The 22,945-nt window shown below is 72.1% G+C and carries 22 protein-coding genes; 17 read left to right on the top strand and 5 right to left on the bottom strand.

Features of this window, described 5'->3' with window-relative positions; translation table 11 throughout:
• Positions 1-42: 42 nt before the first annotated feature.
• The 5 genes from ACZ434_RS16775 to ACZ434_RS16755 all read left to right on the top strand — a co-directional run bounded on the left by ACZ434_RS16775 (position 43) and on the right by ACZ434_RS16755 (position 4,929).
• Positions 43-1,047 carry an ABC transporter permease gene (locus ACZ434_RS16775; protein WP_468456310.1) on the top strand — a complete coding sequence of 335 codons (1,005 nt, stop codon included), beginning with the start codon at positions 43-45 and terminating at the stop codon, positions 1,045-1,047.
• Positions 1,047-2,006, top strand: coding sequence for an ABC transporter permease (locus tag ACZ434_RS16770; protein ID WP_468456308.1), 960 nt, complete (start codon positions 1,047-1,049; stop codon positions 2,004-2,006). The genes ACZ434_RS16775 and ACZ434_RS16770 overlap by 1 nt, the downstream gene beginning before the upstream one ends.
• A gap of 6 nt (positions 2,007-2,012) precedes the next feature.
• A complete protein-coding gene (locus tag ACZ434_RS16765) occupies positions 2,013-3,014 on the top strand; it encodes an ABC transporter ATP-binding protein (RefSeq protein ID WP_468456306.1) in 1,002 nt (333 codons plus the stop codon).
• Positions 3,011-4,183, top strand: coding sequence for an ABC transporter ATP-binding protein (locus tag ACZ434_RS16760; RefSeq protein WP_468456304.1), 1,173 nt, complete (start codon positions 3,011-3,013; stop codon positions 4,181-4,183). The genes ACZ434_RS16765 and ACZ434_RS16760 overlap by 4 nt, the downstream gene beginning before the upstream one ends.
• Positions 4,184-4,272: 89 nt before the next feature.
• Positions 4,273-4,929, top strand: coding sequence for a trimeric intracellular cation channel family protein (locus tag ACZ434_RS16755; RefSeq protein ID WP_468456301.1), 657 nt, complete (start codon positions 4,273-4,275; stop codon positions 4,927-4,929).
• Here ACZ434_RS16755 and ACZ434_RS16750 read toward each other — a convergent pair.
• Complete coding sequence (locus ACZ434_RS16750; protein ID WP_468456299.1) at positions 4,926-6,185, bottom strand: alpha/beta hydrolase; 1,260 nt, start codon at positions 6,183-6,185, stop codon at positions 4,926-4,928. The genes ACZ434_RS16755 and ACZ434_RS16750 overlap by 4 nt on opposite strands.
• On the opposite strand from ACZ434_RS16750, the gene ACZ434_RS16745 reads away from it, so the two are divergent.
• On the top strand, positions 6,184-7,062 hold the full coding sequence (locus ACZ434_RS16745) for a thioesterase family protein (RefSeq protein WP_468456297.1): 879 nt from the start codon (positions 6,184-6,186) through the stop codon (positions 7,060-7,062). The genes ACZ434_RS16750 and ACZ434_RS16745 overlap by 2 nt on opposite strands.
• A gap of 105 nt (positions 7,063-7,167) precedes the next feature.
• Here ACZ434_RS16745 and ACZ434_RS16740 read toward each other — a convergent pair whose 3' ends face one another.
• Complete coding sequence (locus ACZ434_RS16740; RefSeq protein WP_468456295.1) at positions 7,168-7,821, bottom strand: TetR family transcriptional regulator; 654 nt, start codon at positions 7,819-7,821, stop codon at positions 7,168-7,170.
• A 127-nt stretch (positions 7,822-7,948) separates the two neighbouring features.
• Here ACZ434_RS16740 and ACZ434_RS16735 point away from each other — a divergent pair, with 127 nt between their 5' ends.
• The 3 genes from ACZ434_RS16735 to ACZ434_RS16725 all read left to right on the top strand — a co-directional run bounded on the left by ACZ434_RS16735 (position 7,949) and on the right by ACZ434_RS16725 (position 9,672).
• Entirely contained in the window at positions 7,949-8,116 is a 168-nt protein-coding gene (locus tag ACZ434_RS16735; protein ID WP_468456293.1) for a hypothetical protein, read from the top strand.
• 50 nt (positions 8,117-8,166) lie between these two features.
• Positions 8,167-8,433 carry a DUF4190 domain-containing protein gene (locus ACZ434_RS16730; protein ID WP_468456291.1) on the top strand — a complete coding sequence of 89 codons (267 nt, stop codon included), beginning with the start codon at positions 8,167-8,169 and terminating at the stop codon, positions 8,431-8,433.
• Between the two features lie 69 nt (positions 8,434-8,502).
• The gene (locus ACZ434_RS16725) at positions 8,503-9,672 is read left to right on the top strand and encodes a cysteine desulfurase family protein (protein WP_468456289.1); all 1,170 of its coding nucleotides are present in this window, start codon (positions 8,503-8,505) and stop codon (positions 9,670-9,672) included.
• A 36-nt stretch (positions 9,673-9,708) separates the two neighbouring features.
• On the opposite strand, the gene ACZ434_RS16720 is transcribed toward ACZ434_RS16725, so the two are convergent.
• On the bottom strand, positions 9,709-10,404 hold the full coding sequence (locus ACZ434_RS16720) for an N-acetylmuramoyl-L-alanine amidase (protein ID WP_468456287.1): 696 nt from the start codon (positions 10,402-10,404) through the stop codon (positions 9,709-9,711).
• Between the two features lie 60 nt (positions 10,405-10,464).
• On the opposite strand from ACZ434_RS16720, the gene mnmA reads away from it, so the two are divergent.
• A complete protein-coding gene (gene mnmA, locus ACZ434_RS16715; protein ID WP_468456285.1) occupies positions 10,465-11,601 on the top strand; it encodes a tRNA 2-thiouridine(34) synthase MnmA in 1,137 nt (378 codons plus the stop codon).
• A 186-nt stretch (positions 11,602-11,787) separates the two neighbouring features.
• The gene (locus ACZ434_RS16710) at positions 11,788-13,416 is read left to right on the top strand and encodes an adenosine deaminase family protein (protein WP_468456283.1); all 1,629 of its coding nucleotides are present in this window, start codon (positions 11,788-11,790) and stop codon (positions 13,414-13,416) included.
• A 98-nt stretch (positions 13,417-13,514) separates the two neighbouring features.
• Here ACZ434_RS16710 and ACZ434_RS16705 read toward each other — a convergent pair whose 3' ends face one another.
• Positions 13,515-14,294 carry an alpha/beta fold hydrolase gene (locus tag ACZ434_RS16705; protein WP_468456281.1) on the bottom strand — a complete coding sequence of 260 codons (780 nt, stop codon included), beginning with the start codon at positions 14,292-14,294 and terminating at the stop codon, positions 13,515-13,517.
• Between the two features lie 80 nt (positions 14,295-14,374).
• A complete protein-coding gene (locus ACZ434_RS16700) occupies positions 14,375-14,698 on the bottom strand; it encodes a DUF427 domain-containing protein (RefSeq protein ID WP_468456279.1) in 324 nt (107 codons plus the stop codon).
• A 73-nt stretch (positions 14,699-14,771) separates the two neighbouring features.
• On the opposite strand from ACZ434_RS16700, the gene ACZ434_RS16695 reads away from it, so the two are divergent.
• From ACZ434_RS16695 to ACZ434_RS16670, 6 genes are all read left to right on the top strand, one after another.
• A complete protein-coding gene (locus ACZ434_RS16695) occupies positions 14,772-15,575 on the top strand; it encodes a class I SAM-dependent methyltransferase (RefSeq protein ID WP_468456277.1) in 804 nt (267 codons plus the stop codon).
• A complete protein-coding gene (locus tag ACZ434_RS16690) occupies positions 15,572-16,111 on the top strand; it encodes an LOG family protein (RefSeq protein WP_468456275.1) in 540 nt (179 codons plus the stop codon). Before ACZ434_RS16695 ends, ACZ434_RS16690 begins: the two co-directional genes overlap by 4 nt.
• An 18-nt stretch (positions 16,112-16,129) precedes the next feature.
• Positions 16,130-16,828: an SDR family oxidoreductase gene (locus tag ACZ434_RS16685; RefSeq protein ID WP_468456273.1), complete on the top strand. Its 699-nt coding sequence runs from the start codon at positions 16,130-16,132 to the stop codon at positions 16,826-16,828.
• 145 nt (positions 16,829-16,973) lie between these two features.
• Complete coding sequence (locus ACZ434_RS16680; protein WP_468456271.1) at positions 16,974-17,981, top strand: methionine synthase; 1,008 nt, start codon at positions 16,974-16,976, stop codon at positions 17,979-17,981.
• 14 nt (positions 17,982-17,995) lie between these two features.
• Entirely contained in the window at positions 17,996-20,191 is a 2,196-nt protein-coding gene (gene ligA / locus ACZ434_RS16675; RefSeq protein ID WP_468456269.1) for an NAD-dependent DNA ligase LigA, read from the top strand.
• Positions 20,192-20,450: 259 nt separating this feature from the next.
• Positions 20,451-22,736 (top strand): putative bifunctional diguanylate cyclase/phosphodiesterase, encoded by a 2,286-nt coding sequence (locus ACZ434_RS16670; RefSeq protein WP_468456267.1) that lies wholly within the window; start codon positions 20,451-20,453, stop codon positions 22,734-22,736.
• Positions 22,737-22,945: the final 209 nt, after the last annotated feature.

Here is a 22,945-nt window from a genome sequence, read left to right as displayed (position 1 = left end):
GTCCATTCATGTAAGACATCACGCAAGAAAGGGGCATGCGGGGTGCTGCGTCTCGTCGTACGAAGACTGCTCCAGCTCATACCCACGCTGCTCGGCCTGTCGGTTCTTCTCTTCCTGTGGCTCGACCGGCTGCCCGGTGGACCCGCCTCAGCGATCCTGGGGGAAAAGGCCACCGAGGCCGAAGTGGCGCGCATCAACCGTGCGCTCGGGCTGGACCAGCCCGTCTACGTTCAGTACTGGCGCTTCCTCAAGCGCATCTTCGAACTCGACCTGGGCACCTCCACCCAGACCGGACAGCCGGTGTGGGACGAGTTCGTCCTGCGTTTCCCCGCGACCGTGGAGCTGTCGCTCCTCGCGATCCTCATCGCCGTCGCGGTCGGCGTGCCCCTCGGCTACTTCGCGGCCCGCAACCGCGGTGGCTGGCTCGACGTCACCGCCGTCTCCGGCTCGCTCGTCGGCATCTGCATCCCGGTCTTCTTCCTGGCCCTGATCCTCAAGCAGATCTTCGCCGTCCAGCTCGGGATCTTCCCCAGTTACGGACGCCAGGACACCGGTATCAACGCCACCGACGTGACCGGTTTCGCCGTCCTGGACGGCATCCTCACCGGGGAGTTCGACGCGTCCTGGGACGCGATCACCCACCTGATCCTGCCCTCCATCGCCCTGGCCTCCATCCCGCTCGCGGTCATCGTTCGTATGACCCGCGCCAGCGTGCTCGAGGTGCAGGACGAGGACTACGTCCGCACCGCCGAGGCCAAGGGCCTCAAGCGGAGCGTCGTCCGCGGCCGGCACGTCATGCGCAACGCGCTGCTCCCCGTGATCACGGCGGTCGGTCTGCTCACCGGCTCCCTGCTGTCCGGCGCGGTCCTGACCGAGTCGGTGTTCTCCTTCGGCGGCATCGGCTCCTTCATCCGGACCGCGATCGACGGCCGCGACTACCCGGTGCTCGTCGGGTTCATCATGTTCATCGCGCTGATTTACGTCCTGATCAACTTGCTGGTGGACCTGGCGTACAGCCTCATCGACCCGAGAGTGCGGGTGCACTAATGAGCGTCGCCACCAAGACCGACAAGATCCAGCGTCTCGCCGAACTGGCCGCGACCAAGGAGACCAGCACCGGCGCCAGCCTGTGGCGGGAGGCGTTCCGGCGTCTCAAGCGCAGCAAGATGGCGATCATCGGCGCGGTCGTCATCGCGCTGTTCATCCTCCTCGCGATCGTCGGCCCCTACATCGCCCCGTACTCCCCGACCGCCCAGACCTGGCGGGACGAGGTCTTCGCCAACCGGGGCGAGTTCGTCGGCATGCGCCCCGACAACTGGTTCGGCCTCGACCACCTCGGCCGGGACATGTTCTCCCGCATGCTCGTCGGCGCCCGCCAGACGCTGCTCGTCGGTGTCGTCGCCACGACCATCGGCCTGCTGATCGGCTTCCTGATCGGCGGCCTGGCCGGCGCCTTCGCCACCCTCGGCGGCGAGCGCGGCAAGCGCATCGACTCCGTCATCATGCGCTTCATCGACATCATGCTGGCGATGCCCTCGCTGCTGCTGGCCGTGTCGATCGCCGCCGTCATGGGGCAGTCACTGACCACCGTCATGATCGCCGTGGGTGTCGTGCAGATCCCGGTGTTCGCGCGGCTGCTGCGCGGCTCCATGCTGGCCCAGGGCAGCGCGGACTACGTGCTTGCCGCCAAGTCCCTCGGCGTGCGCAAGCGGCGCATCGTCCTCTCGCAGATCATCCCCAACTCGCTCAGCCCGGTGATCGTGCAGGCCACGCTCTCCCTGGCCACCGCGATCATCGAGGCCGCCGCCCTGTCCTACCTGGGCCTCGGCAACCCCGACCCGGCCATCCCGGAGTGGGGCGTCATGCTCACCCAGGCGCAGCGGTTCTTCGACAACGCGCCGATGATGGCGGTCTACCCCGCCGTCGGCATCATCATCACCGCCCTCGGCTTCACCCTCCTCGGCGAGGCCATGCGGGAAGCCCTCGACCCGAAGCTGAGGGGCTGAACCACCATGTCTCTGCTCTCTGTCGACGAACTGACCATCACCTTCGGCGGCGCCGGCCGCAAGGAGTCCCGGGCGGTCGACGGCGTCTCCTTCGAGGTCGACCAGGGCCAGGTCGTGGGCCTGGTCGGCGAGTCCGGCTGCGGAAAGTCCGTCACCTCCCTGGCCCTGATGGGGCTGCTGCCCCACAAGGGCGTGAAGATCGGCGGCCGTGCCACGTTCGACGGCACGGACCTGTTCACGATGAGCCCGTCCGCCCGCCGCGACCTGCGCGGCAGCCAGATGGCGATGATCTTCCAGGACCCGCTGTCCTCCCTCAACCCGGTCATCCCGGTCGGGGTGCAGGTCACCGAGATCCTGGAGCGCCACCGCGGGATGAAGGGGGAGGCCGCCCGCAAGGAGGCCGCCCACCTGCTGGACCGGGTCGGCATCCCCGACCCGACCCGCCGGCTCAAGGAGTACCCGCACCAGCTCTCCGGCGGTATGCGCCAGCGCGCGCTGATCGCCATGGCGGTGGCCTGCGCCCCGAGCCTGCTCATCGCCGACGAGCCCACCACGGCGCTCGACGTGACGATCCAGGCGCAGATCCTGGAGCTGCTCAAGGAGCTCGTGGACCAGGAGGGCACCGCCCTGCTGATGATCACCCACGACCTCGGTGTGGTCGCCGGTCTCTGCGACCAGGTCAACGTGCTCTACGCGGGCAAGGTCGTGGAGTCCGCCGGGCGCCGCGAGCTGTTCGCCCACCCCACCCACCCCTACGCGCACGGGCTGCTGGGTTCCATCCCGCGTCTGGACGCCCCCCGGGGCGAGGCGCTCAAGCCCATCCGCGGCTCCATCAACGACCGCATCGCCTGGGCCGACGGCTGCGCCTTCGCGCCCCGCTGCGACCGGTACGAGATGAACTGCCTGACCGGCACCCCGCCGCTCACCGAGCCGCGCGCCACCGGTCACGAGGTGCGGTGCGTCCACCCCGTACTCGACGACGCGAAGGCCGAGGAGGTCCCCGCATGAGCCTGCTCGAACTGGACGGCGTCAAGGTCCACTTCCCCATCAAGAAGGGTGTCCTCTTCGACCGCACGGTCGGCCACGTCTACGCCGTGGACGGGATCTCCCTGAAGGTCGAGGCCGGCCAGACCTACGGCCTGGTCGGCGAGTCCGGCTGCGGCAAGACCACCCTCGGGCGGTCGGTGCTGCGGCTGGTGGACATCACCGAGGGTTCCGTCGTCCTCGACGGCACCGACCTGGCGAAGCTGCCGAGCGAGGAGATGCGCCGTTTCCGGCGCCGGCTCCAGATGGTCTTCCAGGACCCGCTGGGCTCCCTCAACCCCCGGCAGAACATCGAGTCGATCCTGTCCGAGGGCATGGTCGCGCACGGTATCGGCAAGGACCAGGAGGAGCGCCGGGAGAAGATCAAGTCGATCCTCGACAAGGTCGGCCTGCCCTCCAACGCGCTCGCCCGCTACCCGCACGAGTTCTCCGGCGGCCAGCGCCAGCGCATCGGCATCGCCCGCGCCCTCGTCCTCGAACCCGACGTGATCATCTGCGACGAGCCGGTCTCCGCGCTCGACGTGTCGGTCCAGGCCCAGGTCATCAACCTGCTCGAGGAGCTCCAGGAGGAGCTCGGCCTGACCTATGTGGTGATCGCCCACGACCTCGCGGTGGTCCGGCACATCTCCGACGTGATCGGCGTGATGTACCTGGGCGCCCTGGTCGAGGAGGCACCGAGCGACGCGCTCTACGCCGAGCCGAAGCACCCGTACACCAAGGCCCTGATGTCGGCCGTGCCGGTGCCGGACCCCGAGGTGGAGGACCGGCGCGAGCGCATCCTGCTCATCGGTGACCTGCCCTCCCCGGCGAACCCGCCGAGCGGCTGCCGTTTCCACACCCGCTGCCCGTGGGCCCAGGCCGAGCGGTGCTCGACCGAACGCCCCGAGCTGCGGGACGTCGGCGGCGGTCACCGGGTGGCCTGCCACTTCGCGGAGGAGATCGCGGCCGGGACGCTGAAGCGGACCACCGGCGAGGTCGTGCCGGCCACGCGCGAGGGAGTGGAGGACGTCCCGCCGACGCTGCCGGAGCAGGCCGGGAAGGCGGAGGCCGCGGCCGGGAAGGCGGAGGAGGCCGCGAAGTCGGTGAAGGCCGAGAAGGCGGACGACGCCGAGAAGGCCGGAGAAGCCGTATAGGCCGCAGCTCCCTCTGGAGATAGCAAGCTCACAGCGCCCCTCGCCTTCTTTTTGAAAGGCGAGGGGCGCTTCTGAGTAAGAATATATGGGTGTTGCAGCAGCTGTTCAGTCCGTCCGTCCTGCATACGCTCGACCTGATGGGCATCTTCGTCTTCGCGATATCCGGCGCCCTGCTGGCCGTTCGCAAGAACTTCGACGTGTTCGGCATCGCCGTGCTCGCCGAGGTCACGGCGCTGGGCGGCGGACTCTTCCGCGACCTGGTCATCGGTGCCGTGCCGCCCGCCGCCTTCACGGACCTGGGCTACTTCGTCACCCCCCTGATCGCCGCCGCCCTGGTGTTCTTCCTCCACCCGCACGTGGAGCGCATCCAGGTCGGGGTCAACGTCTTCGACGCGGCCGGACTCGGCCTCTTCTGCGTCGTCGGGACCACCAAGGCGTACGACTACGGGCTCGGCCTGACCGCCTCCGCCTGCCTCGGGCTGGCCACCGCGGTCGGCGGCGGTGTGCTGCGCGACGTGCTCGCCAACGAGGTGCCCTCGCTGCTGCGCTGGGACCGTGATCTGTACGCGGTCCCGGCCATCGTCGGCGCCGCCATGGTCGCCCTGTGCCTCCGCTACGACACGCTGAACGCGATGACCGGCTCCTTCGCCGCGGTCACGGCCTTCGTGCTGCGCCTGCTGGCGATGCGCTACCACTGGCGGGCTCCCCGCGCCTGGCACCGCCGCTCGACGGTCACGGAGGATTAGGGCCCGTCCGGGGTTCCCCCGGCGTCCGCCGTGCGGTGCCCGCCCAGCTCCTCGGTCAGCCAGCGGAAGGCCGGTATCACCTGCGGCCGCCACAGCGCCATGGTGTGTCCGCCCGCGCTCCGCGGCACCTTCACCACCTGCACGCTCGTCGGATCCTTCGCGGCCCGCCCGAGAGCCATCGCGTCCTCGTACCCGTCCTTCTCCTGGCCGGAGAGGTAGAGCGAGATCCGGGGCGGCACCGCCGCCCCGCGCAGCATGCGGAGGGGATCGCTCGCGGCCCGCAGGGCCGGGTCGCGCCCGGTGAGCGAGGCGCGTTCGACGGCCGGGTCGTTGTAGCCGGACAGACTGACCGCCGCGCCGAAGCGGTCGGGGTGGGCGACGGCGAGGCGGGTCGCGCAGTGCCCGCCGGCCGAGTACCCGGCGACCGACCACCCGCGCGGGTCGCTCCGCACCCGGAAGTTGTCGATCACCATGCGCGGCACGTCGATGCTGAGCCAGCTCTCCGCGTTCACCCGGCCGGGAAGGTTGGCGCAGCCGGTGTCCACGCCGGGCAGCAGGGCGGTGCGCGGTGCCACCAGCACGAAGGGGGCGATCCTGCCGTCCCGCATCAGCGGCAGCAGCTGTTCGTGCGCGTCCAGCGTGCCGAACCAGGCCTTCGCCGAACCCGGGTAGCCCTGCAGCAGCTCCACCACGGGGAACCGGTGATCGCGCCAGGCGGGATCGTCGTACTGCGGCGGCAGCCAGACGTACACCTCGGCCTTCACCCCGGAGACCCGGCCCGTCAGCTCGGTCGCGCGGACCCCGCCCGCCGCCCGCATGCCCGGTCCGCCGGCGGACCGGAACGTCTGGCGGACCTTGGGCAGCCGCTCCGGTACGACTCCGCCGGTGCCGTCGGCGCCGAGGTCCGCGGCGTGCTCCACGTGGTCGCCGGTGCCGAGCAGGTCGGACCAGTCGTCGTAGAGCTGGTTGGCGTTGTTGACCAGGGCGAAGACCAGGGCGACCGCCGTGATCTGGGCGAACAGCAGCATGGTCACCCGGGTGACGGCCCGCACGGCACGGGGCCCGCGCACCCGTGTCCAGAGCGCGAGCGGCAGTCCGAGGGCGACGACGGCCAGGACGGCCAGGGCGCAGAGGAACGGGGTCCCGGTGAGGCTCATGTCCGGACAGAGGGCGAAAACCGGCACGAGGTTCACGGCGTCCGTCGGCCGCTCCACAAAGCTACCGCTTAGTATTATCTTCTTGTACTGTTCATCCATGCCAGAAGCAGCCCCCGCCCAGGCCACCCGGGCCACGATCGGCGCCAGCGAGTTCGACCGCGACACCGCTCTCACCCAGCGGGCGCCCGGCGTCTACGACATCGACCTCTCCGCCGGCTGGACGATCATCAACGCCGTCAACGGCGGCTACCTGCTGGCCGTCCTGGGCCGCGCCCTCGCGGACGCCCTGCCGCACCCCGACCCGTTCGCCATCTCCGCGCACTACCTGACCGCCTCCCAGCCGGGACCGGCGGTGGTGCGCACCGAGACCGTGCGCACCGGGCGGACCCTGTCGACCGGCCAGGCCTCCCTGTTCCAGCGGGACGAGCAGGGCCGGGAGGTCGAACGCATCCGCGTGCTCGCCTCCTACGGCGACCTGGACGCCCTCCCCGACCACGTCCGTACGACGGCGAAACCGCCCGCGATCCCGCCGATGGAGCAGTGCTTCGGCCCGGAGGACGGCCCCGCCCCCGTCGAGGGCAGCTCCGCCATCACCGACCGCCTGATGCTCAAGCTCGACCCGTCGACCCTGGGCTGGGCCCTCGGGCAGCCCTCCGGCAAGGGGGAGATGCGGGCCTGGTTCGGCCTCGCCGACGGCCGGGACCCCGACCCGCTCGCCCTGCTGCTCGCGGTGGACGCCCTGCCGCCGACCGCCTTCGAGCTGGGCATCTCCGGCTGGGTCCCCACCGTGGAGCTCACCGCCCACGTCCGCTGCCGCCCCGCGCCGGGCCCCCTGCGCGTCTCCATCACCACCCGCAACCTCGCCGGCGGCTTCCTGGAGGAGGACGCCGAGGTCTGGGACAGCAGCGACCGCCTGGTGGCCCAGTCCCGCCAACTGGCAAGGGTCCGCCTGCAGGACAGCCCGTCCGGCGTTTGAGGACGAGGCCCGTTCAGGGCCGAAAGGGGGTCCGGGGGCACAGCCCCCGGGGACGGGAAGGGAAGGGGCGGCGGGGGCGAAAACCCCTACCGCCCCGCCGGGCAGCTACGCGCCCCCACCCGGCCGGCCAGGCCAATGCTCCCGCCCGATCCCGATCAACCGCATCTGCCGCGCAGCCACCCCCGCCACCCGCTCCCGCTCCCGCGCCCCCGCTTCCCCCGCCGGCGCCTCCAGCAGCAGCGACGCCGTACCCAGCATCAGATCCACATACAGCTGCGCCAGCATCAGCACATCCTCCTCGCTCCACCCCGCGGACACCGCGTCCCCGGCCAGCACCCGGCCGACCTCCGCGGTGAACAGCCCCAGCCGGCCGTGGATCGCCTCCCGCACCGACCGCACCCCGCCGTGCCGCTCGCGTGCGATGAACCGGACGTGCGCCGGGTACGCGTCCACATGACCGGCGATCAACTCGATGGCACGCGCGATGCGTTCCTCCCCGTCGCCGGTCGTGGACACCGTCGTCCGGATCATCGTGTGCAGACTGCCCAGCGCCTCCTCGACCAGGGCCACCCCCAGGTCCTCGACCGACCGGAAGTGCCGGTAGAAGGCGGTCGGGGCGATCCCCACGGCACGGGTGACCTCCCGCAGGCCCAGGCTGCTCAGGCTCTGCCCCTCGAGCAGCTCCAGCGCCGCGTCGAGCAGCGCCTGCCGGGTCTTCCTCTTCTGGGTCTGCCGAATGCCGCCGGAGATGTGACTCATGCCATGCAGTCAACAACCGTTCTCCGGAACGGGAAAGTCATGAGTCTCGTTAGACTGGGAAGTCAGTGAACAACTGTACTCGCACACCTGTACTTGCAAGCGTTCGCCGAAACTGAGGGACCCACTCATGCTGTTCCTGGTCGCCGCGCTTCTGCTGCTGGGCGTCGCCCTGGGCACCGTGGCCCACGCCCCGCTCCCCTTCTCCGTCGCCGCCGGCGCCGTCATCGCCGTCTGGCTCGGCGTCTTCGCGCTGCGCGAACGCCACGGCCGCCGACGCGGCACATCAACGCGCTGACCCGCGCGAAAACCAGCCCCCGACCACTCCGACCGCGGGAGCCGATCACCATGCACCTCACCGCACCGGCCGGCCGCCGCACCGGCATCCACGACACCGACGGGATGGCCGTCGCCTCCTTCGTCCTGGGCCTGCTGGGCCTGCTCGTCCTCAACGTCTTCCTCGGCCCGACCGCCATCGTGCTGGCGGTTCTCGCCCTCCGGCGGGGCACGCCCCGGCGCGGCCGCGCCCTCCTCGGCCTCGGGCTCGGCATCGCCGACCTCGTCGTCCTCGCGGCGTTCATGCACGCCGACGGCACGATCTCGTGGAGCTTCTGAGCCGGCGTCGAAACCCGGCCGACCGCGGCCCGGGTCCGGCGTCCGGGGCCCCGTAGAATCGGCCCCACCATGGCTTACCTCGACCACGCCGCGACCACCCCGATGCTCCCCGAGGCAGTCGAGGCGCTCGCCGCGCACCTGGGCGTCACCGGCAACGCCTCCTCCCTCCACGCGGCCGGACGCCGCGCCCGGCGCACCGTCGAGGAGGCCCGCGAGACCCTCGCCGAAGCACTCGGCGCCCGCCCCAGCGAGATCGTCCTCACCTCGGGCGGCACGGAGGCCGACAACCTCGCCGTGAAGGGCCTGTACTGGTCCCGCCGCGACGCCGACCCGGCCCGCACCCGGGTCCTGACCAGCCCCGTCGAGCACCACGCCGTCCTCGACGCCGTCCACTGGCTCGGCGAGCACGAGGGCGCGACCGTCGAATACCTGCCGGTCGACTCCCACGGCCGGGTCCACCCGGACACCCTGCGCGAGGCCATCGCCCGCAACCCCGACGACGTCGCCCTCGCCACCGTCATGTGGGCCAACAACGAGATCGGGACCATTCTGCCGGTCCGTGAACTCGCCGAGACCGCCGCCGAGTTCGGGGTCCCGCTGCACTCCGACGCGGTCCAGGCCTTCGGCCAGGTGCCGGTCGACTTCGCCGCCTCCGGGCTGGCCGCGATGACCGTCTCCGGCCACAAGATCGGCGGCCCGTACGGCATCGGCGCGCTGGTCCTCGGCCGGGAACACACCCCCGTGCCCGTGCTGCACGGAGGCGGCCAGGAGCGCCACGTCCGCTCGGGCACCCTCGACGTACCCGCCATCGCCGCGTTCGCGGTCGCCGGACGGCTCGCCGCCGGACAGCGGGAGTGGTTCGCCCGCGAGATCGGGAGGCTGCGCGACGACCTCGTCACCGCGGTCCGCGAGGCCGTCCCCGACGCCCTCCTCGGCGGCGACCCCGCTCCCGGGGGCCGTCTGCCGGCCAACGCCCACTTCACCTTCCCCGGGTGCGAGGGCGACTCCCTGCTCCTCCTCCTCGACGCCCAGGGCATCGAGTGCTCCACCGGCTCCGCGTGCACCGCCGGTGTGGCGCAGCCCAGCCACGTCCTGCTGGCCACCGGAACGGATCCCGATCTGGCCCGCGGGACCCTGCGCTTCTCCCTGGGGCACACCTCGACGGAGGCCGACGTGGAGGCGCTGGCGAAGGCGATCGGGCCGGCGGTGGAGCGGGCCCGGGCGGCGGGGCTGACGTAAGGGGGTGTTCCCCGTGTTCCCCGCGCCCCCTCGTCCCTACGGGAGCGCTTTCGTGTCCGGTTCCGTCCCGGTGCGGGAGGTGCGGGCCGCGCGGACGAGCTTCAGATAGCGGTTCCAGTCCCAGTGGGGCCCCGGGTCGGTGTGGTCCGTGCCGGGGACCTCGATGTGGCCGATGATGTGCTCCCGGTCGACGGGGATGTCGTAGCGGGCGCATATCCGGGCCGTGAGGCGGGCCGAGGCCTCGTACATCTCGTCCGTGAGGTCCTCCGGGCGGTCCACGAACCCCTCGTGCTCGATGCCGACGCTGCGCTCGTTGTAGTCGCGGTTGCCCGCGTGGTACGCCACGTCCAGCTCGCGGATCATCTGCGTGATCCGGCCGTCCTGGCCCACGATGTAGTGCGTCGACGCCTTGTGCCCCGGATCCTGGAACGCCCGCACCGCGCTGTCGAAACTGCCCTGGGTGACATGCACGATCACCATGTCGATGCGGAAGTCGTCCGGCCGGTCCGCCCGCCGCCAGTTGGCCTCCGAGGCCGCCACCCAGCGGGCGCCCGCGTAGTCGACCGCGCCCGCCTCGCGCGGCTTCTCGACGCCCGGCACACGCCACCACAGCCGCGCCAGCTCGTCCCGCGCCAGCACCGCCGTGCCCGTCGCGGCCGCCAGCCCGCCCACGATCAGGGCCCGCCGCCCCAAGCGCCGGTCCCCGTCCTCGGAAGCCCTGTTCTCCCCCATGTGATCGTGAACGCATACCCGGCCGCCGTGGTTCCCGCGCCCCCGTACCCTTGAAGGGCTATGACTGACACCCCGCAGCCCTCCCGCCCCCTCCGCGTCCTGGCCGCCATGTCCGGCGGAGTCGACTCCGCCGTCGCCGCCGCCCGCGCGGCCGAGGCGGGCCACGACGTGACCGGAGTCCACCTCGCGCTCTCCGCGAATCCGCAGTCGTTCCGCACGGGCGCGCGGGGCTGCTGCACCATCGAGGACTCGCGTGACGCCCGCCGCGCCGCCGACGTCATCGGCATCCCGTTCTACGTGTGGGACCTCGCCGACCGCTTCCGCGAGGACGTCGTCGAGGACTTCGTCGCCGAGTACGAGGCCGGCCGCACCCCCAATCCGTGCCTGCGCTGCAACGAGAAGATCAAGTTCGCCGCGCTGCTGGACAAGGCGCTCGCGCTCGGCTTCGACGCCGTGTGCACCGGCCACTACGCCCAGGTGATCCTGCGCGAGGACGGCACACGTGAGCTGCACCGCGCCTCCGACATGGCCAAGGACCAGAGCTACGTCCTCGGCGTGCTCGACGACCGCCAGCTCGCCCACGCGATGTTCCCGCTCGGCGACACGGTCACCACCAAGGAGGAGATCCGCGCGGAGGCCGAGCGCCGGGGCCTCGCCGTCGCCAAGAAGCCCGACTCGCACGACATCTGCTTCATCGCCGACGGCGACACCCAGGGCTTCCTCGCCGGGCGGCTGGGACGCGCCGAGGGCGACATCGTCGACGAGTCCGGCACCAAGATCGGCACCCACGAGGGTGCGTACGGCTTCACCATCGGCCAGCGCAAGGGCCTCAGGATCGGCACCCCCGCCCCCGACGGCAAGCCCCGCTACGTCCTCGACATCTCCCCGGTGAACAACACCGTCACCGTCGGCCCCGCCGCCGCCCTCGACGTCACCGCCCTCACCGCGATCAAGCCCCGCTGGTGCGGCGCCGCCCCCTCCGGCCCCGGCACCTACACCGCCCAGCTGCGCGCCCACGGCGGCGAGACCGAGGTGACGGCGGAACTCGTCGACGGGGAGCTCCGGGTGAGCTTCACCGAGCCCGTCCGCGGCGTCGCCCCCGGCCAGGCGATCGTGCTGTACGACGGCACACGTGTGGTCGGCTCGGCGACGATCGCGTCCACCGTGCGGGCCAGGGAAGCGACCTCGCCGGTCTGACGCACGGCTGCGGTGCCGGCGCGGCCGGTCCCGGTGACCGGTCGCGTTGCCGTCCCCGCCGCGCGGGGCGAACGCCCGCGCGGGATGGAACGGATGAGCTGGACGCGGTTCCCCCACCCGGGTGATCACTCGGCGGACACCGGCCCGGAACCGTGTCCCGGACGTCCCCTGTGACGATCACCGGGTGTGACTCATCGAATCCCCGGCCTCTCACGCCGGACCCGCACCGCGGCCACCACCGGGCTCAGCGCCCTGGTCCTGCTCTCCTCTCCCGCCGTCCTGCCCACCGCCCAGGCCGACCCGCGCGTGTCCGACGCGCCCCGCGCGGCGGCGCCGCCGTCCCCGCGCCCGGCGACCGCCACCGAGGCCGCCGCGGCCGCCCGCCTGGACGCGATCCGCGACACCCCGCGCCTGGCCGAGGACTTCTTCCGCAGGCTGCCCAAGGGCGGTGATCTGCACAACCACCTCTCCGGCGCGGTCTCCACCGAGTACCTCATCGAACTGGCCGCCGAGGACGGGCTGTGCGTCGACACCTCGACGATGACCGCCGTCGCCCCGCCGTGCGGCCCGGGCACCCGCCCCGCCGCGGACGCCCGCACCGACCGCGCCTTCCACGACGCGATCGTGCGCGCCTGGTCCATGCAGGACTCCCCGGCCGACGGCAACGGCCACGACCACTTCTTCGACACCTTCGGCAAGTTCGGCGAGGTGACCTGGCGCCACCGCGGGAAACTGCTCGCCCAGGTGGCCAACGACATCGCCGCACAGAACCAGTTCTATCTGGAGACCATGGTCACCCCGGCCTCCGACGGGGCGAAAGCACTCGCGGCCGAGGTCGGCTGGGACCCGGACCTGGCCCGGCTGCACCAGCGGCTGACGGCCGGGGGCAAGCTGGACCGGCTGGTCACCGAGGCGCGGAAGGAATCCGACGACGCCGACGCCGAGTTCCGTACCGCCGCCCGCTGCGACACCGGCAGCCCCGAACCCGCCTGCCGCGTCCCGGTCCGCTGGATCTCCCAGGTCTCGCGCGGCAGCGCACCGGAACGGGTCTTCACCCAGATGGCCCTCGGCATGCGCCTGGCCGAGCGGGACCCGCGGTTCGTCGCCGTGAACCTGGTCCAGCCCGAGGACTCGGAGACGGCGCTGCGCGACTACAGCCTGCAGATGCGCATGCTGCGGTACCTCCGGAGTGTCTACCCGGAGGCCCGTGTCACCCTGCACGCGGGTGAGCTGTGGCCCGGGCTGGTCAAGCCCGAAGACCTCGCCTTCCACATCCAGGAGGCCGTGGACGTCGCCCGCGCCGACCGCATCGGCCACGGGGTCGACCTCGTCCACGAGGACGACTGGCAGCGCACCGCGCGCACCATGGCCGCCCGCGAGACCGCCGTCGAGGTCCCCTTCACCAGCAACGCCCAGATCCTCGGCGTGCGCGGCGACGACCACCCCTTCGAGACCTACCGCGCCTACGGCGTGCCCGTCGTGCTGGCCACCGACGACCCCGGCGTCAGCCGCATCGACATCAGCCACGAGTACCGGTACGCCGCCGACACGTACGACCTGTCCTACCCGGAGCTGAAGGACCTCGCCCGCGCCTCCCTGGAGTACGCCTTCCTCCCCGGCGCGAGCCTCTGGCGGGGCAACCCCACCCGTGACGGCTACCGTCCGGCCGCCGCCTGCCGGGGCACCGGGCTCGGCACCGCCCGCCCCGGCGCGGACTGCCGGCGCCTGCTGGACGCCAGCCCCAAGGCCGCCGCGCAGTGGGAGCAGGAAAGGGCCTTCCAGCGGTTCGAGTCGAGGTTCCGCGCCCACCCCTGAGCCCCGTCGGGCCCCGCCTGGTCCGCATGCGTCCGGGCGCCGTGCAGCCCCGTGAGCGCACCCGCGCCGCGGGGACTCACGGCTTCGGGCCCCGCCGCTCACCGTGCGAAGAAGTCCCCCAGCACCGGTGCCAGGACGTCCGGTTCGACCATGTGGGTCTGGCCCCCGAGGGTGCGGTACGTGCCCCGGGGGACGGACTCCGCGATCGCCCGCGCGGCCTCACGCATCCATGCCGGGCTCGCGTCCCCCGCGATCGACAGCACCGGCACCCCGATCCCCGACAGCAGCTCGCGCGGGACGCTCCCGTCGCCCATCACGGCGTCGTCGTACGCCAGGCTCGGTGCCATCGACTCCATCCCGGCCCACATGGGCGACTGCCGCGCGCCCCGGATGACCGCCTCGCCCAGCCCGGTCAGCCGCAGGAAGAGCTCCACCGCGTCCCCGCGCCGCCCGTCCGCGAGCGCCGCCGTCAGCTCATCGGTGTACCGCGCGCGTTCCGCCAGTTCGCCGGACGACATCGCGTACGGCGTCTCGTACACGGCGACATGGTGCACCGGCAGCCCGCTCGCCGCCGCCCTGAGCGCCAGCGCACCCCCCGAGGAGACGCCGTACAGCGCCGCCTCGCCGCCCACCGCCTCGATCAGCGCCGCCAGGTCCTCGACCTCGCGCTCCACCGCGTACGGCGCCGTGTCACCGCTCGCGCCCCGGCCCCGGCGGTCGTACACGACCACCCGGAACCGCTCCGACAGGGGGGCCGCCAGCGGCGCCACCGTGGCGCCCGTCGACATCGCGCCGCTGACGAGGACGATCGTCAACCCCCGCCCGGCGCTCTCGTAGGCCAGGGAGGTGCCGTCGCGCGAAGAGATGTTCTTGTCCATGTCTCGACAGACTGCCGCACGGCGCGAAATTCGTCGGGGAGGCGGGCGGCGCGTCCGCCGATCGCAACCCTTCTACGCGATCAGCCCACTTCCACGTCGTAGAAGCACAGGTGGTCCTTGATCCGCGCGACGTCCGCCTTCGGCTCCGGATACGCCCAGACCAGGTCCGCGGCGTCCGGCAGCGACCAGTAGGAGGCGTCGCCCTTGAACGGGCAGTGCGTGTGCGTGTCCGACGGCGTCAGCAGATCGAGGCGCACGTCCTCCGGCGGGATGTAGTACCGCGCGGGACAGCCCGTCTCGTGCAGCACCAGTGCACGGTCGCTCTCCGCCAGCACCCGCCCGCCGTGCACCACGCGCACGTGCCGTTCACTGGGTTCGATGGTGATGCGGTGGCCCTTGGTCACGATCGCTCCTTCCGGGTAGCCGATCCGGCGATTACAGCGCACCCTGTAGCGGAGTTCTTCCCGAGGAGGCCCCATGGGAGCCAGGAACACCGGAAGGAACCGGGCGACCCTCGCCCACCGGGCCCGATACGCCCTGGGCCACCCCCGCCGCGTCCCCGCCCACGCGCGGCGCGCCCTGCGCGACGCCTGGCTGCGGCTGCGGCACCGCGACCACATCGCGTACTACCGCGCGGTGATGGCCTCCGACGCCGCCCGCAGCGCCGAGGCCGCCGTCGGCCACAACCCCTCGCGCGAGCAGTGGGCGCGCATCGGCCGGATGCAGTTCGACTACCTGGTGGGACACGGTCTGCGGCCGCACCACCGGATGCTGGAGATCGGCTGCGGCAACCTCCGCGCGGGGCGTCTCTTCATCGACCACCTGGAACCCGGCCACTACTACGGCATCGACATCTCGCCGCACATCCTGCTCGCCGCCCAGGACACCCTCGTACGCGACGGACTCCAGGCCAAGCTGCCCCACCTGACCCTCGCCGCCGACCTCACCTTCGCCTTCCTGCCCGACGGCCACTTCGACGTCGTCCACGCGCACAGCGTCTTCTCGCACTCGCCCCGGCACGTCATCGAGGAGTGCTTCGCCCACGTGGGCAGGGTGCTGGCGCCCGGCGGGTTCTTCGACTTCACCTTCGACCGCACCGACGGCGAGGAGCACCAGGTGCTGCACGAGGACTTCTACTACCGGACCGAGACGCTGGCGGAGCTCGCCGCCGGGTACGGCCTGTCCGCGCGGTTCATGGACGACTGGGAGGAGCTGCCGCACCGGCAGTCGAAGATGCGGCTGACCGCGATGGCCGACCGGGCCCGTACTGTGGGCCCGTGAACATCTGCGTCTTCCTCTCCGCCGCCGACCTCGACGACCGCTACACGCGCCCCGCGCGGGACTTCGCCCGGCTGCTCGGCAAGGGCGGCCACACCCTCGTGTGGGGCGGCTCGAACGTGGGCCTGATGAAGGTCGTCGCCGACGGCGTGGAGGAGGCGGGCGGCCGGCTCCTCGGCGTCTCGGTGGAGTTCCTCGCGGCGAAGGCCCGTGACGGCGTCGACGAGATGGTGGTCGCGAAGGACCTCGCCGAGCGCAAGCGGCTGCTGCTGGAGAAGGCCGACGCGGTCGTCGTCATGGTCGGCGGCACCGGCACCCTCGACGAGGCGACCGAGATCCTGGAGCTCAAGAAGCACGGGCACACCGAGAAGCCGGTGGTGCTGCTCAACACCGCGGGGTTCTACGACGGGCTCAAGGAACAGTTCCGTCGCATGGAGGACGAGGGCTTCCTGCCGCGCCCCCTCACCGACCTGGTGTTCTTCGCCGAGGAGCCGGTGGGCGCGCTGGCGTACCTGGAGGAGAGCCTGGGCGTGGAGTGAACGCCCGGTGATGCGAGCATGGCGGTCATGGCTACCCATGTGATCACCGGCGCGGGCTCCGGCATCGGCGCCGCCGTCGCCCGCCGCCTGCACGCGCGCGGCGACGAACTCGTGCTGCACGCGCGTGACGCGGGCCGGGCGAAGGAACTGGCGGCCGGGCTCCCCGGCGCCCGCACCCTCGTCGGCGACCTCGCGGACCCCGACCGGCTCTCCTGGGCCTTCTCCCACCAGTCGCTCCCCGAGCGGGTGGACTCCCTCCTCCACATCGCCGGAGTGGTCGACCTCGGGCCGGTCGGTGAACTGACCCCGAAGGCCTGGCGCAACCAGCTCAACGTCAACCTCGTGGCCCCCGCCGAGCTGACCCGCCACTTCCTTCCCCAGCTCCGCGCGAGCCGCGGCCACGTGATCTTCGTGAACTCCGGCGCCGGCCTGAACGCCCACGCCGACTGGTCCGCCTACGCCGCCTCCAAGCACGGCCTGAAGGCCCTCGCCGACTCCCTGCGCCACGAGGAGCACGGAAACGGCGTCCGCGTGACGTCGGTCTACCCCGGTCGCACGGCCAGCCCCATGCAGGCCAAGGTCCACCGGCAGGAGGGCAAGGAGTACGACCCCGCGCGATGGATCGACCCCGAGTCGATCGCCACGACGATCGTGACGGCCCTGGACCTCCCGAGGGACGCGGAGATCAACGACCTGACGGTGCGACCGGGGCGGTAGTACTGGCCTGTCCGGCACCATCCGGCACCATCCAGCCCCTCCGGTGTTTGAGGAGCGGGGGTCCGGGGGCAGCGCCCCGGGGACGGGACGGGGAGGGGCGGCGGGGGCGAAAAACCTCCGGCCGCCCCCTGCGTACGCTCTACAGGTGAGCGAAAACAGCCAGTTCAGCCTCGGCCCCGCCACGGGCATCGGCTCCATGCCGGGCGGGGACGCCCGAGAAGCCGCCAAAACAGCCACCGGCAGCTTCGAAACCTTCCCGCACCTCCCCGAACTCCCCGCCCGCGGCCCCGGCGCGGACATGATCGGCCGCACCGCGGGCATGCTCGTGGACCTGTACGCCCGCGTAGAACCCAGCGGCTGGCGCATCGGCGACCACCCCGGCCGCGACACCAAACGCGCCCGCTCCTGGCTCGGCGAGGACCTCGACGCACTGGAGGAGTTCACCCAGGGCCACCAGGGCCCGCTCAAGGTCCAGGCCGTCGGCCCCTGGACCCTCGCCGCCGCCCTGGAGCTGAGGAACGGCGAGGCGGCCCTCTCCGACCCCGGCGCCTGCCGCGACCTCGCCGCCTCCCTCGCCGAAGGGCTCCGCCTCCACCTCGCCGAGGTGCGGCGGCGCTTCCCCGGCGCGCAGCCCGTCCTGCAACTCGACGAACCGTCCCTCACCGCCGTACTGCGCGGACGGGTGCGGACCGCCAGCGGCTACCGCACCCACCGCGCGGTGGACCGGCAACTCGTCGAGGCCACGCTGCGCGATGTCGTCGGGGCTCACGACGGCGGGCCCGTCGTGGTCCACTCGTGCGCACCGGACGTGCCGTTCGCCCTGCTGCGCCGGGCGGGCGCGGCGGGCGTCTCCTTCGACTTCTCCCTTCTCACCGAGCGTGACGACGAGGCGATCGGGGAAGCGGTGGAGAGCGGGACCAGGCTGTTCGCCGGTGTCGTCCCGGGCACGGACGGTCCGTTGTCGGACCCTGGCGGTAGCGTCATGGGTGTCAGGACGCTCTGGCGCAGGCTGGGGCTGCGGCCGGGACTCCTCCCGGAGGCGGTCACGATCACCCCGGCGTGCGGACTCGCGGGAGCTTCGCCCGCGTACGCGCGCGCGGCCTACGCCCACTGCGTCCGGGCGGCGAGATCCCTCGCGGACAACCCAGAGTAACGGGAGGACACACGGTGGCCGGCGACAAGCAAGCGGAGACGACGAGCGTGCCAGCCGAGGCACGGGAGAAGCACGTCAAGCTCGCCGAGCAGATCGAGGAGCACCGCTTCCGGTACTACGTGAACGACGCGCCCGTCATCAGCGACGCCGACTTCGACCGGCTGCTGCGCGAGCTGGAGGCGCTGGAGGAGGAGCACCCCGAGCTGCGCACTCCGGACTCGCCGACCCAGAAGGTCGCCGGGGCGTACGAGACGGAGTTCACCTCCGTGCAGCACGTCTCGCGCATGCTCTCCCTCGACAACACCTTCAACGACGACGCCCTCGCCGCCTGGGTCGAGCGCATCCACAAGGAGCTGGGCGAGCAGAAGTTCCACTTCCTGTGCGAGCTGAAGGTCGACGGCCTCGCCGTCAACCTCACCTACGAGCGGGGCCGCCTCGTCCGCGCGGCGACCCGCGGCGACGGCCGCACCGGCGAGGACATCACGCCCAACGTCCGCACCATCGCCGAGATCCCGGACCGGCTGAAGGGCGACAAGGTGCCGGACCTCGTGGAGATCCGGGGCGAGGTCTACTTCCCGATGGAGGAGTTCCAGGAGCTCAACGCCCGCCTGGTCGAGGCCGGGGACAAGCCCTTCGCCAACCCGCGCAACGCGGCGGCCGGTTCGCTGCGCCAGAAGGACCCGCGCGTCACCGCCACCCGCCCGCTGCACATGGTGGTCCACGGCATCGGCGTCCTGGAGGGCTACCAGGGCATGACCCGCCTCTCCCAGGGCTACGACCTGCTCAAGACCTGGGGCATGCCCACCTCCGAGCACAACAAGGTCGTCGACGACCTCACCGGCGTACGGGAGTTCATCGCCTACTACGGCGAGAACCGGCACTCCGTGGCGCACGAGATCGACGGCGTCGTCGTCAAGCTCGACGAGATCCCGCTCCAGGGCCGCCTCGGCACCACCTCGCGCGCCCCGCGCTGGGCCATCGCGTACAAGTACGCGCCGGAGGAGGTCAACACCAAGCTGGTCAACATCCGCGTGGGCGTGGGCCGTACGGGCAGGGTCACGCCGTACGCGCAGGTCGAGCCGGTGACGGTGGCCGGCTCCGAGGTGGAGTTCGCCACCCTGCACAACCAGGACGTGGTCAAGGCCAAGGGCGTCCTCATCGGCGACACGGTGGTGCTGCGCAAGGCCGGTGACGTGATCCCCGAGATCCTCGGCCCGGTCGCCGACCTGCGGGACGGCAGCGAGCGGGAGTTCGTGATGCCGGCCGAGTGCCCCGAGTGCGGTACGCCGCTGAAGGCGATGAAGAAGGGCGACGTCGACCTGCGCTGTCCCAACGCCCGTACGTGCCCGGCTCAGTTGCGGGAGCGGCTGTTCTACCTGGCCGGGCGGAAGGCGCTGGACATCGAGCACTTCGGCTATGTCGCCGCGGCGGCGCTGACCAGGCCGCTGGAGCCCGCGGACCCGCCGTTGCGGGACGAGGGCGACCTGTTCGACCTCACCATCGAGCAGTTGCTGCCCATCAGGGCGTACGTCCTCGACCAGGACAGCGGGCTGCCCAAGCGGGACCCGGAGACCGGCGAGGAGAAGACCGCCACCGTCTTCGCCAACCAGGAGGGCGAGCCGAGGAAGAACGCGGTCGCGATGCTGGCGAACATCGCGGCGGCCAAGGAGCGTCCGCTGGCGCGCGTGCTGACGAGTCTGTCGATCCGTCATGTCGGGCCGGTCGCGGCGGAGGCGCTGGCCCGTGAGTTCGGCTCCGTCGACCGCATCGAGCAGGCCACCGAGGAGGAGCTGGCGGGCACCGAGGGGGTCGGCCCGACCATCGCCGCCTCGCTCAGGCAGTGGTTCGCCGAGGACTGGCACCGGGAGATCATCCGCAAGTGGAAAGCGGCCGGAGTCCGCATGGAGGACGAGAGGTCGGGGGAGGACGAGGGGCCGCGTCCACTGGAAGGGCTCACCGTCGTGGTGACCGGAACTCTGGAGAACTTCACCCGGGATGGCGCGAAAGAGGCGCTGCAGAATCAGGGCGCGAAGGTGACCGGATCCGTCTCCAAGAAGACGTCCTTCGTCGTGGTCGGAGACAATCCCGGGTCAAAATATGACAAGGCGATGCAGCTCAAGGTGCCGGTGCTGAACGAGGAGGGTTTCACCGTCCTCCTCGAGCACGGACCGAAGGCCGCGGCCGACGCCGCTCTTTCGGCCGAGGAGTAACGGTTGAACCCCACCCGATCGGCGCATACCAGATGCATACGGGTGGCTGGGGCGCATTCGGGCAACCGTCGGCGACCGGTGCCCCTGGAAGCCGTCCGCGGCCTACTGTTGAGATGTGCGCCTGCCGTGCCCAGCTGCGGTCGGGGCAAACCCGCACCCGTGAAGGGTCCGGGGAAGGGCTTTCCACCGCGGAGCCGCTGAGGGTAGTCGGGCACCGGGCCGCGTGGCGTGGGCACCGCCGGCTGTGAGAGGGACGGGAATGGAACCGACCGAGAGCGCCGCCCCGGGCTCACGGCTGCGCCTGCGCCGTATGGCGGTCGCCTGGCGGCGCGGCGCGGGACCGCCGGACGCGGGACCGGCGGGCGGCGGGTTGCGGTCCGGCGGGTTGCCGTCCGGCGGGTTGGCGGGCGGCGGGTTGCCGTCCGGCGGGTTGGCGGGCGGTGGACATGGGCACGGGCTGTCCGAGTCGCTGTCCGCGTCCCTGGGCGAGGCGGACACCGAACGGCACCCGTCCTGGCCCGCGTTGCCCACCGCGGTCGTCGCGGCGGCCGGGTTCGTGCTGGGTGCCGGGTTCCTGCGGGCGTTCACCGGAGGGCACGCGCTCTTCCCGTCCGGGACCGTCGGCTGGTCCCTGGCCGTGCTGACCGGGATCATCGTCGGACACCTGGTGATGCTGGGGCGGTCGCGCTGGTGGGGCGGCACCGGCTCGGGCGCCGCCCTGACGCTGGCCGTCCTGATGCTGTACGGCTGGGTCGCGGCCGGCATGGTCAGCCTCACCGTCGTCGTGCTGGTCGGCATCGCCCGGCGGGGCCGCTGGCGGCAGGGCGTGCTGCACGGGGCGGTGGACCTCCTCGGCATCGGCGCCGGGGCGCTGGTGCTGGCCGCGTTCGGCTGCGTGCCGTCCGTCGAGTCGCCGTCGACTCCGGACACCTGGACGCTGTACACCGCCCCCGGGGTGGTGCTCGTCGCCGCCGTCTACCTCGCGGTCACCCGCGGGCTGCTGTGGTACCTGCACACCCCCCGCGCGGGGCTGCCGACCGTGGCCCGCACCGCCTTGGTGCGGCAGGGGCTCGTCGCGGTCGCCCTGCTCGGCATAGCGCCCCTGGTGTGTGTCGTCGCCGACGCCAAACCCGTACTGCTGCCGCTGTTCTCCATCCCGCTGATCGCCCTCGACTCCACCCTCTGGATAGCCCGCGCGCGGGCCGAGGAACAGCTGCGCGATCCGCTCACCGGGCTGCCCAACCGGCAGTGGCTGCTGGAACGTATCTGGACCGCGCTGGACGACGCCGAGCGGATGGGCGTACGTACCGCGCTCATGCTGATCGACCTGGACCGGTTCCGGTCGGTCAACGACACGCTCGGGCACCTCGCCGGTGACCGGCTGCTGCTGCAGATCGCCGACCGGCTGAGAGCCGCCCTGCCGCGCGGGGCGGAGGCCGCGCGGCTCGGCGGTGACGAGTTCGCCGTCCTACTGCCCGTCGCCGACTCCACGACGTCCGCGACCCGCGTCGCCCGCGGACTGGTCGCCGCTCTCAGCTCCCCGCTCGACCTCGACGGGCTCACCCTCGTCCTGGAGGCGAGTGCGGGGGTCGCCGTGTTCCCGGACCACGCGGTCGACGCGGAAGGGCTGCTGCGGCGGGCCGACGTGGCGATGTACCAGGCGAAGCGGGACCGCACGGGTGTCGAGGCGTACGAGTCCAAGCGCGACTCCAACACCCCGGACCGGCTGGGGCTGCTGGGTGATCTGCGGCGGGCGCTGGACGCTCGTGAGGTGGAGCTGCACTACCAGCCGAAGGTGCGCTTCGACGGGCAGGTCTCCGGGCTGGAGGCGCTGGTGCGGTGGGTGCATCCGGAGCGGGGCAGGGTGCCGCCGGACGAGTTCATAGCGATCGCCGAGTCGTCCGGGCTGATGCCGCACCTCACCGAGTACGTGCTGGAGACGGCGCTCGGGCAGGTCGCCGAGTGGCGGGCGCAGGGGCTGTTCGTGCCGGTCGCCGTCAACGTGTCGCCGCGCGACGTCCACATTCCCGGCTTCGCCGGGTCCGTCGCGGCGCGGCTGGCCCGGCACGGGGTGCCGGCGGGAGCGCTTCAGCTGGAGATCACCGAGCATGTCCTGCTGGAGGACCCGCAGCGTGCGGCCGACACGCTGAACGCGCTGACCGGGCACGGCGTGAAAATGTCGCTGGACGACTTCGGGACCGGGTACTCCTCCCTGGTGCATCTGCGGCGGCTGCCGGTGAGCGAGCTGAAGATCGACCGTTCGTTCGTGGCGCGGCTGGCCGTCGACACCGAGGACGCGGAGATCGTGCGGTGCACGATCGATCTGGCGCACTCGCTGGGGCTGCTCGTGGTGGCGGAGGGGGTCGAGGACGACGAGACGTGGGAGCGGTTGCGGGACCTGCGCTGCGATGCGGTGCAGGGGTGGCTGGTGGCCGCGGCGATGCCGCCGGACGAGACCACGGCGTGGTTGCTCGCGCGTGGTTCGCGGGGGTGGCAACGCCCGGCGGCGGCACTGCCCGCGGCGACGACGACAGCCGAGGACTGACCCGCGGGGCGGGTGCGGGTGGGTGGTCGTATGCCTGCGGCGCCGCTGTCCCTGTGGTGGGGGTGCGCGTAGCGCCTACGGGCGGTGGGTGGGTCGGGGCCGGGTCGGGGGTGGCCGTCCTCGGACTGGCGCGGAATAGGCCGACTGGTAGGGGTTCGGGGCGTGGACGCGCCAGTCGCTGCGGGCGGCCACCCCCGCCCCGTCCCCTT

The sequence above is a fragment of the Streptomyces sp. NPDC030893 genome (assembly GCF_055571535.1).
The sequence above is the reverse complement of the archived record's forward strand: the minus strand, read 5'-3'. Positions and strand labels throughout refer to the sequence as shown.

Bases quoted from the DNA above. Each gene is read 5' to 3' on its own strand.
- ACZ434_RS16770 (WP_468456308.1), top strand. From the start codon at position 1,047: ATGAGCGTCGCCACCAAGACCGACAAGATCCAGCGTCTCGCCGAACTG.
- ACZ434_RS16765 (WP_468456306.1), top strand. From the start codon at position 2,013: ATGTCTCTGCTCTCTGTCGACGAACTGACCATCACCTTCGGCGGCGCC.
- ACZ434_RS16760 (WP_468456304.1), top strand. From the start codon at position 3,011: ATGAGCCTGCTCGAACTGGACGGCGTCAAGGTCCACTTCCCCATCAAG.
- ACZ434_RS16745 (WP_468456297.1), top strand. From the start codon at position 6,184: ATGCCAGAAGCAGCCCCCGCCCAGGCCACCCGGGCCACGATCGGCGCC.
- ACZ434_RS16750 (WP_468456299.1), bottom strand. From the start codon at position 6,185: ATGGATGAACAGTACAAGAAGATAATACTAAGCGGTAGCTTTGTGGAG.
- ACZ434_RS16740 (WP_468456295.1), bottom strand. From the start codon at position 7,821: ATGAGTCACATCTCCGGCGGCATTCGGCAGACCCAGAAGAGGAAGACC.
- ACZ434_RS16735 (WP_468456293.1), top strand. From the start codon at position 7,949: ATGCTGTTCCTGGTCGCCGCGCTTCTGCTGCTGGGCGTCGCCCTGGGC.
- ACZ434_RS16730 (WP_468456291.1), top strand. From the start codon at position 8,167: ATGCACCTCACCGCACCGGCCGGCCGCCGCACCGGCATCCACGACACC.
- ACZ434_RS16725 (WP_468456289.1), top strand. From the start codon at position 8,503: ATGGCTTACCTCGACCACGCCGCGACCACCCCGATGCTCCCCGAGGCA.
- ACZ434_RS16720 (WP_468456287.1), bottom strand. From the start codon at position 10,404: ATGGGGGAGAACAGGGCTTCCGAGGACGGGGACCGGCGCTTGGGGCGG.
- mnmA (WP_468456285.1), top strand. From the start codon at position 10,465: ATGACTGACACCCCGCAGCCCTCCCGCCCCCTCCGCGTCCTGGCCGCC.
- ACZ434_RS16705 (WP_468456281.1), bottom strand. From the start codon at position 14,294: ATGGACAAGAACATCTCTTCGCGCGACGGCACCTCCCTGGCCTACGAG.
- ACZ434_RS16695 (WP_468456277.1), top strand. From the start codon at position 14,772: ATGGGAGCCAGGAACACCGGAAGGAACCGGGCGACCCTCGCCCACCGG.
- ACZ434_RS16685 (WP_468456273.1), top strand. From the start codon at position 16,130: ATGGCGGTCATGGCTACCCATGTGATCACCGGCGCGGGCTCCGGCATC.
- ACZ434_RS16670 (WP_468456267.1), top strand. From the start codon at position 20,451: ATGGAACCGACCGAGAGCGCCGCCCCGGGCTCACGGCTGCGCCTGCGC.